This window comes from Herbiconiux moechotypicola (assembly GCF_024979255.1).
Taxonomy (GTDB): domain Bacteria; phylum Actinomycetota; class Actinomycetes; order Actinomycetales; family Microbacteriaceae; genus Herbiconiux; species Herbiconiux moechotypicola.
The window spans coordinates 38,430-50,857 of sequence record NZ_JANLCN010000003.1 but is presented as its reverse complement, the minus strand read 5'-3'; the positions used below and the strand labels follow the sequence as shown (position 1 = coordinate 50,857).

General features: G+C 71.3%; 13 protein-coding genes. 11 read left to right on the top strand and 2 right to left on the bottom strand.

Translation table 11 applies throughout. The features are described from left to right. The first annotated feature begins 1 nt into the window (after nt 1). From N1031_RS05310 to N1031_RS05290, 5 genes are all read left to right on the top strand, one after another. Nucleotides 2-835, top strand: a complete 834-nt coding sequence (locus tag N1031_RS05310; protein WP_259478564.1) for a DeoR/GlpR family DNA-binding transcription regulator — start codon at nt 2-4, stop codon at nt 833-835. Then, nucleotides 832-2,082 (top strand): Tm-1-like ATP-binding domain-containing protein, encoded by a 1,251-nt coding sequence (locus N1031_RS05305; protein WP_259478563.1) that lies wholly within the window; start codon nt 832-834, stop codon nt 2,080-2,082. The genes N1031_RS05310 and N1031_RS05305 overlap by 4 nt, the downstream gene beginning before the upstream one ends. Continuing rightward, nucleotides 2,079-2,855: an SDR family oxidoreductase gene (locus N1031_RS05300; protein WP_310795665.1), complete on the top strand. Its 777-nt coding sequence runs from the start codon at nt 2,079-2,081 to the stop codon at nt 2,853-2,855. Before N1031_RS05305 ends, N1031_RS05300 begins: the two co-directional genes overlap by 4 nt. Before the next feature lie 63 nt (nt 2,856-2,918). After that, the gene (locus N1031_RS05295; protein ID WP_259478562.1) at nt 2,919-3,074 is read left to right on the top strand and encodes a hypothetical protein; all 156 of its coding nucleotides are present in this window, start codon (nt 2,919-2,921) and stop codon (nt 3,072-3,074) included. 69 nt (nt 3,075-3,143) lie between these two features. After that, a complete protein-coding gene (locus N1031_RS05290) occupies nt 3,144-3,413 on the top strand; it encodes a hypothetical protein (RefSeq protein ID WP_259478561.1) in 270 nt (89 codons plus the stop codon). Nucleotides 3,414-3,438: 25 nt separating this feature from the next. Here the strand turns inward: N1031_RS05290 and N1031_RS05285 are convergent, their stop codons facing one another. Next, a complete protein-coding gene (locus tag N1031_RS05285) occupies nt 3,439-4,452 on the bottom strand; it encodes a Gfo/Idh/MocA family protein (RefSeq protein ID WP_259478560.1) in 1,014 nt (337 codons plus the stop codon). A 159-nt stretch (nt 4,453-4,611) separates the two neighbouring features. On the opposite strand from N1031_RS05285, the gene N1031_RS05280 reads away from it, so the two are divergent. Genes N1031_RS05280 through N1031_RS05260 form a run of 5 tightly spaced genes read left to right on the top strand, consistent with a single transcriptional unit; the run spans nt 4,612 to nt 9,944 of the window. Next, complete coding sequence (locus N1031_RS05280; protein WP_259478559.1) at nt 4,612-6,603, top strand: beta-glucoside-specific PTS transporter subunit IIABC; 1,992 nt, start codon at nt 4,612-4,614, stop codon at nt 6,601-6,603. Next, the gene (locus N1031_RS05275; RefSeq protein ID WP_259478558.1) at nt 6,590-8,062 is read left to right on the top strand and encodes a glycoside hydrolase family 1 protein; all 1,473 of its coding nucleotides are present in this window, start codon (nt 6,590-6,592) and stop codon (nt 8,060-8,062) included. Before N1031_RS05280 ends, N1031_RS05275 begins: the two co-directional genes overlap by 14 nt. Nucleotides 8,063-8,088: 26 nt before the next feature. After that, nucleotides 8,089-8,919 (top strand): PRD domain-containing protein, encoded by an 831-nt coding sequence (locus N1031_RS05270; RefSeq protein ID WP_259478557.1) that lies wholly within the window; start codon nt 8,089-8,091, stop codon nt 8,917-8,919. Nucleotides 8,920-8,971: 52 nt separating this feature from the next. After that, entirely contained in the window at nt 8,972-9,241 is a 270-nt protein-coding gene (locus tag N1031_RS05265; protein WP_259478556.1) for an HPr family phosphocarrier protein, read from the top strand. Between the two features lie 10 nt (nt 9,242-9,251). Beyond that, nucleotides 9,252-9,944, top strand: a complete 693-nt coding sequence (locus N1031_RS05260) for a histidine phosphatase family protein (protein ID WP_259478555.1) — start codon at nt 9,252-9,254, stop codon at nt 9,942-9,944. Between the two features lie 35 nt (nt 9,945-9,979). Here the strand turns inward: N1031_RS05260 and N1031_RS05255 are convergent, their stop codons facing one another. Beyond that, nucleotides 9,980-10,945, bottom strand: a complete 966-nt coding sequence (locus N1031_RS05255; protein ID WP_259478554.1) for a quinone oxidoreductase family protein — start codon at nt 10,943-10,945, stop codon at nt 9,980-9,982. A gap of 56 nt (nt 10,946-11,001) precedes the next feature. On the opposite strand from N1031_RS05255, the gene N1031_RS05250 reads away from it, so the two are divergent. Beyond that, nucleotides 11,002-12,375, top strand: a complete 1,374-nt coding sequence (locus tag N1031_RS05250; RefSeq protein ID WP_259478553.1) for an aspartate aminotransferase family protein — start codon at nt 11,002-11,004, stop codon at nt 12,373-12,375. Nucleotides 12,376-12,428 lie beyond the last annotated feature (53 nt).

The following is a 12,428-nucleotide window of genomic DNA, read 5'->3' as shown; positions in this document are numbered from 1 at the left end:
CATGGAGACGTCGGAGCGCCGTGAGGAGATCCGCGAGCGCATCGAGCGCGAGGGCTTCGTGCGCCTGCGCGACCTCAGCCAGAGCTACGGCGTGTCGCCCGTCACCATCCACCGCGACCTCGACTTCCTCGTCGTGACGGCCGACGTGGAGCGGGTGCGGGGCGGGGCGCGCAGCTCGGTGGTGGGGCGGCACGAGATCCAGAACGAGTACCGTCTGCGGCGCGCCGAGGCGGCCAGGGAGAAGATGGCGATCGCCGAGCGCGCCATGCTCGAGATCTCCGACGGCTCCACGATCTTCCTCGACTCCTCCACCACGGCCCTCGCGCTCGCGAAACGACTCGAGCTCGAGCCCAGCCGCGGTCTCACCCTGGTGACCAACTCGCCCGCGATCGCCTTCCAGCTGCACGCCCCGTACATCCACGTGGTGGTGACCCCCGGCGAACTCGACCAGTCGCTCCGGGCGCTCACAGGCCGCTGGACGGCCGAGTTCCTCGAAGGGGTGTCGCTCAACACCGCGTTCGTGTCGGCGGCGGGCATCCACGAGAAGGGCGGTCTCATGACCACCCAGCGCGAGGTGGCCGAGGTGACCAAGGCGCTCATCCCGCGCTCCGACCGGCTGGTGGCGCTCGTGGACTCCACGAAGTTCGACACCGGTGCCTTCGTCACCACCGCGCACCGCGACGAGCTGGCGGCGGTCATCACCGACGACAACCTGCCCACCAGCGTGGTGGAGCGCTACCGGGCGGCGGGCTACCCGATCGAGGTGGCGACCCCGCTGCTGGCGCGCGCGGAGAGCCTCGCGCGCTCGCCCCGGCCGGAAGGACGGCACCCATGAACTCGCGTACCATCGCCCTCATCGGCACCCTCGACACCAAGAGCGCCGAGATCGGCTACGTGGCCGAGCGGTTGCGCGAGTCGGGCATCATGCCGATCGTGATCGACTCGGGCATCCTCGGCACACCCACCCTGCGCGCCGACGTGACGCGCTCCGAGGTGGCGGCCGCCTCGGGCCACACGCTCGAGCAGGTGCAGCAGTCCGGCAGCCGCGGTACCGCGGTCGAGCTCATGCAGGAGGGGCTCGTGCGGCTCGTGCGCACCCTCTACGACGACGGGCGCATCGTGGGGGTGATGTGCCTCGGCGGGGCGGAGGGCGGGCTGCTCGGCGCGGCGGCGATGCAGGCGCTGCCCGTGGGGGCGCCGAAGCTCATCGTGTCGCCGAGCGCCTCGGGCCGGCGCGAGTTCGGGCCGTTCATGGGCTCGAGCGATGTGCTCGTGATGCACTCGGTCGTCGACATCCTGGGCATCAACTCGCTCTCGCGCAGCGTGTTCGACAACGCCGTCGCGGCGATGGCGGGCATGGTGCTCTGGGCAGGGCGCCCGCCCGCGAGCGACCGGCCCTCGGTGGGCGTGACCATGCTCGGGCAGACCACGCCCGGCGCCATGGTGCTGTGCCGGATGCTCGAGGAGCGCGGGTACGAGCCGATCATCTTCCACGCCAACGGCGTCGGCGGCCCGGCCATGGAGGACCTGGTGCGGGAGGGCATGCTCGCGGGGGTCATCGACCTCACGCTCTCGGAGCTTGCGAACACCCTGTTCGACGGCATCCACGCCACCGGGCCCGAGCGACTGACCGTGGCGGCGCAGGCGGGGGTGCCGCTCGTCGTGGTGCCCGGTGCGGGCGACTTCTTCAACCAGGGTCCGCTCGACACGGTGCCGGCCGTCTACCGCGACCGGGCGCTCTACAAGCACAACCCGGTGGCGACGCTCGTGCGGCTCACCGAACCCGAGATGGCCGAGCTCGGGCGCCTCGTCTCCGCACGCCTCGCCGGGGCGACGGCGCCCACCGAGGTGATCGTGCCACTCGGCGGACTGTCGCTCATCGGCGTGCCGGGCGGCCCGATCGCCGACGCGGCGGCGGATGCGGCGCTCGCCCGCAGCCTCGAGGTGGCGGTCCCGGCCGGGGTCGGGTTCCGCACCTCGCCGCTCGCCATCAACGACGAGGAGTTCGCCGGGCTGGTGGCGGAGACGTTCTTCGACGTGATGGCCAGGGCCTCGGCGCGCGAAGCGGCGGTGCGCCGATGATGGCGGCGTTCTCGTCGTCGGTGTTCGACCTCACCGGCCGCACCGCCCTGGTCACCGGCGCCCGCCGCGGCATCGGGCTGGCGGTCGCGAGCGCGCTCGCCGAGGCCGGGGCCGACATCGTGGCGGTGAGCCGCACCGCCGACCACTTCCAGCTCGAGGCGGCCGTCACGGCGGCCGGGCGCTCGTTCACCTCCTACGCCTGCGATCTCGCCGACCGCACCGCCACGGAGCGGCTCGGCGCGGAGCTCACCCGCGACGGCGCCACCCCGATCGACGTGTTCTTCGGCAACGCGGGCGCCTTCCGGCGCCGGCCCGCGCTCGAGCAGAGCGACGACGACTGGGACGAGGTGCTCGAGGTCAACCTCTCGGCGCAGTTCCTGCTCGCCAGGGCGCTGGGAGAGGGCATGCTCGATCGCGCTCACGGCCGCATCCTGTTCACCGCCTCGATGCTGAGCTTTCAGGGCGGCCTGAACGTGGTGGGCTACGCCGCCGCGAAGTCGGGGCTGTCGGGACTCACGAAGGCGCTCTCGAACGAGTGGTCGGGGCGGGGCGTGACGGTCAACGCCATCGCGCCCGGCTACATCGACACGGCGGTGACGGAGGGCTTGATCGCCGACCCGGTGCGATCACGCCAGATCCTGGAGCGCATCCCGATCGGCCGCTGGGGCCGCCCCGCCGACATCGCCGGCGCCGCCGTGTTCCTCGCCAGCGACGCGGCCGCCTACGTCACCGGCACGGTGCTCCCCGTCGACGGCGGCTGGCTCGGCCGCTGAGCCGCACCCGGGCCCTCGAAGAGGGGACTCTGCCGGCCGCGGGTGTTCTGTCATCATCGTCGCATGACGGGGGAGATCGAGCGGCGGAGCGTGCTCGCCGCGGGCGCGTGGGCACTGCCGGTGGTGGCTGTCGCGGTGGCGGCGCCGAGCGCTTCGGCGAGCACGGGGCCGGTGCCGCTGGTGCTGGTGTTCACGCCGGCCTCGATCCCGAACCAGTAGAGCTCAGCGCCCTACACGACGAGCGACCTCGCCATCTACAACCCGAACTCCACCGACATCGACGCCGACGTGATCGTGCGATTCACGGGCGCGACGACGAACACCATCGCGCCGACCTATCAGGCGCCCGCACCCTGGGCCTACGCCGGGGGGAGCACCACCTTCATCGATTTCCAGTGGACGGCCTCGATCCTCGCGGGCCAGTCGAGCGCGCCGATCACCGTCACCCCTCAGCCCGGCCCTTTCCGCCCCGCCGGTGCGGGCACCTACACCTTCACGGCGACGCCACGCAATGTGCCGGAGATGGGCGCCGCGACGCTCAGCGTGAGCTTCGTCTGAGGCAGGATCGACGCGCGTGCCGAGCTCAGCGGAGCTGGGCCCGGGCGGCGTCCATGGCCGCCATCACGGAGAGGGTGTGGGTGTGCGGCATGAGGGGGCTCTCGAGCAGGCCGGCGGCGACGCACCGTTCGAGTTCGAGTGCCTGGAACTGCATTCCGCGAGAGGAATATGGGCTCCCCTCAGCACCGCAGTCGGTCGGAGTCCACTCCTCGACGAGGCGGCTGGGGCGTGACGCGTCGTAGCGCTGGAACGGCGTCCAGGTGAAGTAGGGGGCGTCGAGGTGGATCCATCCGCCGTCGCCGAGGATGGTCGCGTCGTTGGGGCCGGGGCCCGCCATCGACACCTGCAGCGACGCCTGGGCGCCGAGCGACGGGTAGTCGAGCAGCACCGACAGCGCGAGGTCGACCCCGGCGCCGTCGAGGCGTCCGCGGGCGATCACCTCGGCCGGCTCGCCGAGCAGGTCGATCGCGAGGGCGAAGGCGTAGACGCCCAGGTCGAGCAGCGCACCGCCCGCGAGTGCGGGGTCGCCGTGACGGCCGGTGGGGGAGAGGTCGAGCTTCTGGTGGTGCGCCGTCCGCACCGCCCGGAGGGCACCGAGATCGCCGCGCTCCACCCGCGTTCGCACCTCGCGCATCGTCGGCGTGAACCTCGTCCACATCGCCTCGAGCACGACCACCCCGGCGGCCCTGGCCGCCTCGAGCACGCGGCGGGTCGACGCCGCGTCGGTGGTGAACGCCTTCTCGACCAGCACGTGCTTGCCGGCCGCGATCGCCAGCAGCGCCTGCTCGGCGTGGAAGGCCTGCGGGGTGGCCACGTAGATCACGTCCACCTCGGGCGAGGCGCAGAGCTCCTCGTACGATCCGAAGGTCGAGCGGATGCCGAAGCGCTCCGCGAACGCGGCCGCCCTGGAGCCGTCACGGGCGCCCACCGCGGCCACGTCGATGCCGGCCGAGAGCGCATCCGCCACGAACACCGCGGCGATCTTGCCGGCTCCGAGCACACCCCAGCGGAGCCTCGGACCGTCGTCGTGAGAAGTCATGGCCACCATCTCTAGCACAGTGCGGGGCACCCGGATTCGTGTGTTAGGGTCCTCGGCAGGACATGTAACTGGTCAGGCAGGCAGGATCCGAACGCATCGCACTCGCGGCGCCTTCGGGTCCTTTTTTTGTGCCCGCACGGATCCAAGGGAGGACCCACCATGACACGAGACGACGACGCGAGGGCCATCCTCGACGGCGTGGGCGGCCCCGCCAACATCGCGGGGCTCACCCACTGCAGCACGCGACTGCGCTTCACGCTCGCCGACGACGCGAAGGCCGACCTCGACGCGCTGAAGGCGCTCCCCGGGGTCATCACGGCGGTGCGCAGCGGCTCGCAGACGCAGGTGGTGATCGGCAACGACGTGGTGAGCGTCTACAACGCCGTCGAGAAGCAGCGCAAGGGCGTCCCCGCCGCGGGCGGCTCGGGCGTGGGCGGCACCGGCGCGGCGGGCGGCTCGGCCGGCGGCGGTGCGGATGCGCGGCGCGGTTTCTCGTGGAAGCGCTTCGGCAGCGCCGTGATGGACTTCATCGTGAGCGTGTTCACCCCGATCGTGCCCGCCATCGCCGGCGCCGGCATCTTCAAGTCGCTCCTCGTGGGTGCGGGCGCACTCGGCTGGCTGCCCACCGACTCCACGAGCTACCAGCTGCTCTCGGTCATCCCCGACGCGGTGTTCGCGTTCCTGCCCATCCTCGTGGCCTACACGGCGGCGAAGAAGCTCAACGTCAACCGGCCCCTCGCCCTCGGAGTCGTGGCGTTCCTGCTGTTCGCGAACTTCTCCACCCTCGTGAACCAGGACGGCGGTGCAGCTCTGTTCGGGCTGCAGGTGCAGGCGGTGAACTACAACTCGCAGGTGTTCCCGTCGATCCTCGCGGTGCTCGCCCTCTGGCCGCTCGAGAGGTTCTTCACGAAGATCTCTCCCGGGCCCATCCGCGTGTTCTTCGTGCCGTTCATGTGCTACCTCATCGTGGCGCCGCTGCTCATGCTCGTGCTCGGCCCGCTGGGCTTCTGGCTGGGATCGCTCCTCACCGGCGCGATGATCGGCCTCTACAACACCCTCGGCTGGGTGGCCGTGGCCATCCTCGCCGCGCTGCTGCCGCTCATCATCTCGGTCGGCATGCACAAGGCGTTCATCCCGCCGACCCTCGCCACCATGGCGGCCACCGGCAAGGACAGCTTCTACCTGGTCGCCTCGCTCGGCCACAACCTCGGCGAGGCGGGAGCCATGTTCGCCGTGGCCCTGCGCACCCGCAGCATCCGGTTGCGCGCCACCGCCATCCCCGCCGGCATCTCGGCGCTGTTCGGCATCACCGAGCCCGCCATCTACGGTGTCACGCTGCAGAACCGCAAGGTGCTGCTCTCGGTGATGGCCGGAGCGTTCGCCGGCGGCGCCTACCTCGGTCTGACCGTGGTGTCGGCGTTCGCGCTCGTCGGCCCTGGGCTTGCGAGCTTCACCATGTTCGTCGACGCCCTGAACCCCATGAACATCGTCAACGCCGCCATCGGCGCCGTCATCGCCCTCGCGGTGTCGTTCGTCATCACCCTCGTGGTGTGGAAGGACTCGACCTCGCCCACCGTGCGGGCCGAGCGCGAGCTGGCGCTGGCCGAGGGGGAGAGCGACACCGTCTCGGCCGAGCCGACCCCGGCGACCACCCCGGCCGCTGCGGCCGCCGCCGGCACCAGCACGGTGCTCGCGCCCCTCTCGGGCTCGGTCATCCCGCTCGCCGAGGTCGCCGACCCCGTGTTCTCGGGCGGCATCCTGGGCGACGGCGTCGCCATCGTGCCGACGGCGGGCGGCGTGCGGGCACCCTTCGCGGGCACCGTCACCTCGCTGCTCGACTCGAAGCACGCCATCGGCGTCACCTCCGACGACGGCGTGGAGGTGCTCATCCACGTGGGCATCGACACGGTCAAGCTCGACGGCGCACCGTTCACCGCCCACGTCGCCCAGGGCGACCGGGTCGAGGCCGTTCAGCTGCTCGTCGAGGCCGACCTCGACGCCATCCGTGAGGCCGGCTACGACACCACCACCCCCGTCATCGTCACCAACTCCGACCGCTTCGCCGTCGAGGCGCTCGCTGCCGGGGAGATCGTCGCGAGCGCCCCGCTCGCCCGCACCACCACGAAGGAGCTCGCCCATGGCGCTGCCTGACTCGTTCCTCTGGGGCGGCGCCCTCGCCGCCAACCAGTCCGAAGGCGCTTGGAAGGAGGGCGGCCGCGGCCCGGCCGTCACCGACGTCAACACCTACAAGCCGAACGCCGACCCCAAGCAGTACGCGATCCACCACGTGAACACCGTGGCGAGCATCCAGGAGGCCCTGGCCGACCCCGACGAGCTCACCTACTACCCGAAGCGGCGCGGCATCGACTTCTACCACCGCTACCCCGAAGACCTCGCGCTGTTCGCCGAGATGGGCTTCGGCGTGCTGCGGGTGTCGATCTCGTGGACCCGTCTCTACCCCACCGGCGAGGAGCTCGAGCCGAACGCGGAGGGCGTCGCCTACTACCTCGCGCTGTTCACCGAGATGCGCCGCCTCGGCATCGAGCCTCTGGTGACGCTCGCCCACTACGACCCGCCGCTGCACCTCGCGCTCAAGAACAACGGCTGGGCCGACCGCAGCATCCTGCCCCTGTTCGAACGTTTCGTCACCACCTGCTTCGACCGCTTCGGCCACCTCATCACCTACTGGCTGAGCTTCAACGAGATCGACGGCATCGTGCGCCACCCCTTCACCTCGGGCGGCATCATCGAGGAGACCGTGCCGCCGCTCGCGAACGGCGAGAGCGGACTGCTGCAGGCCTGCTACACCGCGCTGCATCACCAGTTCGTGGCCTCGGCGCGCGCGACGCAGCTGCTCAAGGAGCGGTTCCCCGAGTCGCAGCTGGGCTGCATGCTCACCATGCTCACGACCTACCCCAACACCTGTCATCCCGACGACGTCGCGGCCACGCAGGAGAAGGAGCGGCTGCTCTACCTCTGCACCGACGTGCAGGCCGGCGGCGCCTACCCCCGTCTCGCGCTCAACCTGCTCGAGCGCCAGGGCGTCACCATCCCGTTCGAGCCGGGCGACGCCGAGCTGCTCGCCGCGCATCCGGTCGACTTCATCTCGTTCAGCTACTACATGTCGATGACCGAGTCGGTGAACCCGGATGCGGAGCGTACGCCGGGCAACACCATCCTGGGCGTGAAGAACCCCTACCTGCCCTCGAGCGAGTGGGGCTGGCAGATCGACCCCGTGGGCCTGCGCATCTCGCTCATCGACCTCTACGACCGCTACGGCAAGCCGCTGTTCATCGTGGAGAACGGGCTCGGGATGCGCGACACGGTCGAGGAGGACGGCTCGATCCACGACCCGTACCGCATCGACTACTTCCGCGCCCACTTCGCCGAGATGATCACGGCGGTCGACGAGGGCGTGGAGCTGCTCGGCTACACCAGCTGGGCGCCGATCGACTTCATCAGCGCCTCCACCTCGCAGATCTCCAAGCGCTACGGCTTCATCCACGTCGACATGGACGACCTCGGCAATGGGACAATGGAGCGCCGCCGCAAGGACTCGTTCTTCTGGTACCAGAAGGTCATCGCGTCGAACGGCGCCGACCTGTCATGATCACCGCTCTGCGAGAGGAGACACCCTTGCAGACCATCAAGAAGGTGCTCAACTCCTCGGTCGTGCTGGCGGTCGACGAGAACGGCGCCGAGCTCGTGGTGCTCGGCAAGGGCATCGGCTACGGGCGCAAGCCCGGCGAGACGGTGGAACACGACGCCGCGAACCAGGTGTTCGTGTCGTTGCCCGAGGGCGAGCAACGCAACCTCGTGGAGCTGCTCACGCAGATCCCGGCCGAGTACGTGGAGCTCAGCCGCGCGATCGTGGCGCTCGCCGAGGCCGACGGCCTCACGCTCGACCCGCACGTCTACCTCAGTCTCACCGACCACCTGCACTTCGCGGTGGAGCGGCAGCGGAAGGGGCTGGTGACGGTGAACCGGCTGGCGTGGGAGGTGCGCACCATCTACCCGCGCCAGTACGCGGTGGGGGAGCGCGCCGTCGCGCTGCTCCGGGAGCGACTCGCCGTGGCCTTGCCCGAGGAGGAGGCCGCGAACATCGCGTTCCACCTCGTGAACGCCGACGCCGCCAACGCCGGAGTCGACTCGCAGCGCATCGTGCAGCTGGTGAGCCAGGTGGCCACCATCGTCACCCATTCCACCGGGGTGCAGCTGCACCACGACGAGCTGCACGGCGCCCGTTTCGTGGCGCACCTGCAGTACTTCGCCCGGCGCTTCTTCGACGGTCGGCTCGCCTCCAGCGGCGACGACTTCCTGTTCACCAGCCTCAGCGAGCGCTACCCGGCGGCCATCGCGGCCGCCGAGCGGGTGCGTACGCTGGTGCAGAAGGAGTACGGGCAGACGCTGCCGAACGAGGAGATCGCGTTCCTCGCGCTGCACGTGGCGCGGGTGCTCGAGAGCTGAAGACCGTGCATTTCCGATCCCCATCCCGTTCCCGAAAGGACACCCCTCCCGCATGACCGCCACCCGCACCGCCACCGTCGGATCCGCCACCGGGCTGCACGCCCGCCCCGCCGCCCTGTTCGTCAAGGCCGTCACCGGCTCCGGCCACACCGTGCAGATCAGCGCGAAGGGCAAGTCGGTCAACGCCGCCAGCCTGCTCGCGCTCATGTCGATCGGCATCGGCAACGGCGACGAGGTGTCGCTCGAGGTGTCGGGCGAGAACGAGGCCGCGGTGGCCGACGAGCTCGCGGCGCTGCTCACCAGCGACCTCGACGCGGCCTGAGCGCGGCGCCGTGAGCGCACTGCGACTGCACCTCGTCCGGCACGGCGAGACCCTCTTCAACGTGCGGCACCAGCTGCAGGGCTGGTGCGACGCCCCGCTCACGCCGCGCGGTCTCAAGCAGGTCGAGGCGCTCGGCGAGCACTTCCGCGACGTGCCGCTGGTCGCCGCCTTCTCGAGCGACCTCACCCGCACCCGGGCGACCACCCTCGGCGGGCTCGCCGCGCATCCGTCGATCGAGCCGGTGTGGCTGCGCGAACTGCGGGAGTGGAACTTCGGCGGCTGGGAGGGCCAGTCCAACCCGTCATTGTGGGAGCCTCTGTTCGCCTCGCGTGGTTACCGCTACGGCGAAGAAGGCCACTGGGCGCTGCTCACCGCGAACGGGCCGGAGGAGGTCATCGACCTCATCGCCGCGAGCGACGTGTCGGGCCTGGCGGAGACCGCCGCGCAGGTGACCGAGCGGATGCGCGCGGCCGTGCGCATCATCACCACGGCGGTCGACTCGGGCGACGTGCTCGTGGTGACGCACGGGTCGGCGTTGCAGACGCTCATTCCGGCGTTCGTGCCGGGGGCGCGGATCGAGGCGGGGTACCCGAACTGCGGGGTGACGACGGTGACGATCTCCGACGGGGTCGCGTCGCTCGGGCGGCTCGACGCGAGCTGCTCGCTGCCGGAGTACGTGACGTCGGGGTTCGTGCTGCCCTGAGGCGGGGCGCCGGCTGCCGGCGCCGGATGTCGCCCTCAGGGCAGCAGGATGAGCTTGCCGCCCGGGTGCTGCTCCTTGAGGAGGGCCATCGCCTCGCGCGCTTCGCCGAGCGGGAAGGTGCGGGCGATCGGCACCACGAGGTCGCCGCGGCCGGCCAGGTCGAGCAGGTGCGCGCGCACCGAGTCGCGGTAAGCGGTGCTCGCGGGGATGGCACCGGCGATCACCCGGATGCGCGCGGCCGGGTCGCCGGGAGGGGCCGCCGCGACGCGGGCCATGGCGGCTATGGTCACGATGCGGTCAGGGTCGGGCACGAGCTCGAGCGACACGTCGACCGCTTCATCGGTACCGACGCAGTCGAGCGCGGCCGCTATGCCCTCGGGGGCAAGGGCCCGCACGCGGTCGGCGAGTCCTTCCCCGTACTCCACCGCCACTCCGCCGAAGCGGCGCACCACCTCGGCGTTCGCCGCGCTGGCGGTGCCGATCACGCGCACGCCCGCGAGAGCCGCCTGCTGCAGCACGCTCACGCCCACCGCGCCCGAGGCGCCGTGCACGAGCACCGTCTCGCCGGCGCGCGCCGCCGTGACGTGCAGCATCTCGGAGGCCGTGCATCCGGCCAGCAGCAGACCCGCGGCCTGGTCGAACGGCAGAGTCGGTGGCTTCGCGAACACGTCGGAGGCGCGCACCGTGCGGGCGGAGGAGTAGCCGCCGCTGATGCGGAACGCCACCACCTCGTCGCCCACGGTGACGGCGCCGGAGCCGATGACGGTGTCGGGGCCGATCGCGGTGACGACCCCCGAGATCTCGTAGCCGACCGCGATCGGCAGCGCGGCCGGGTCGCCGCGGCGGGCGACGTGCTTGTAGTCGGCGGGGTTCATGCCGGCGGCGCGCACCGCGATCGTCACCTCGCCGGGGCCGGGGTCGGGCACGTCGAGCTCGCGCTCCTCGAACACGTCGAGTCCACCGAAGCCTGTCGCCACCCACGTCTGCGCTGTGCCCGCCATGATCGTCAGAGTACTCCGGTGCTCACGCGTGCCGGTCGGCCCGGTAACGTCGAGTCATGACGAGCAGCGATCCCTCCTTCTGGGCCGATGTCGACGCGCACGTGTTGCGCTACGGGAGCGCCTTCGTGCCCGAGGTCATCGACCGGGCCTCGGGGAGCTTCGTGTACACGGAGTCGGGGCGGCGCATCCTGGACTTCACCTCGGGGCAGATGAGCTCCATCCTGGGGCACTCGCATCCCGACATCGTCGCCACGGTGCGCGAGCAGGTGGGGCGTCTCGACCACCTCTACAGCGGCATGCTGTCGAGGCCGGTGGTGGAGCTCTCGCGCCGCCTCGCCGAGACGCTGCCGCCGTCGCTGTCGAAGGTGTTGCTGCTCACCACGGGCGCGGAGTCGAACGAGGCCGCCATCCGGCTCGCCAAGCTCGTCACCGGCGGGCACGAGATCGTGTCGTTCGCGCGGTCGTGGCACGGGATGACCCAGGCGGCCGTGGGGGCCACCTACAGCTCGGGGCGCAAGGGGTACGGGCCGGCCGCGCCGGGCAACCTCGCCATCCCGGTGCCGTTCACGTACCGGCCCGACCTCGTCGACGCGGCGGGGAACCTCGACTGGCAGCGCCAGCTCGACCTGGCGTTCGACCTCGTCGACGCGCAGTCGACGGGTGCTCTCGCAGCGTGCATCGTGGAGCCCATCCTCAGTTCGGGCGGCATCATCGAGCCGCCGCTCGGCTACCTCGCCGCGCTCAAGGGCAAGTGCGAGGAGCGCGGCATGCTCCTCATCCTCGACGAGGCGCAGACCGGTCTCGGCCGCACCGGCACGATGTACGCGTTCGAGCGCGACGGCGTCGTGCCCGACATCCTCACCCTCTCGAAGACGCTCGGGGCGGGGCTGCCGCTCGCCGCCGTCATCACCTCCGACGCCCTCGAGGCGGAGGCGCACGCTCGGGGGTTCCTGTTCTTCACCACGCACGTCTCCGACCCGCTCGTCGCCGCGGTCGGCTGCACGGTGCTCGACGTGCTCGAACGAGACCACCTCGTGGAGCGGGCCGCCTCCCTCGGCGCCCTCCTGCGCGACGGCCTCCTCGAACTGCAGCGCCGCCACCCTGTGGTCGGCGACGTCCGCGGCCGCGGCCTCCTCCAGGGCCTCGAACTCGCCCCCGCCGGCACGCCCGCCGCGGCGGGCCCGGGCGCAACCTCCTCCGCCTCCGGCCGCATCGCTTCCGACCGGGCGGCTGCCGCCCGAGCCGCCGACGCACTCGGCGCAGCCGTCACCCGCCGGGCCTTCGAGCTCGGCCTCCACATGAACATCGTCCAGCTCCCCGGCATCGGCGGCACCTTCCGCCTCGCCCCCGCCCTCACCAGCACCCCCGGCGAGATCACCCTCGGCCTCGACCTCCTCGACCAGGCCCTCACCGACGTCACCTCCGCCTGACCCCCACCCACCCCACTCTGTGCCCCGTACCTCAGGTAGGGCTGCCTGCGTCA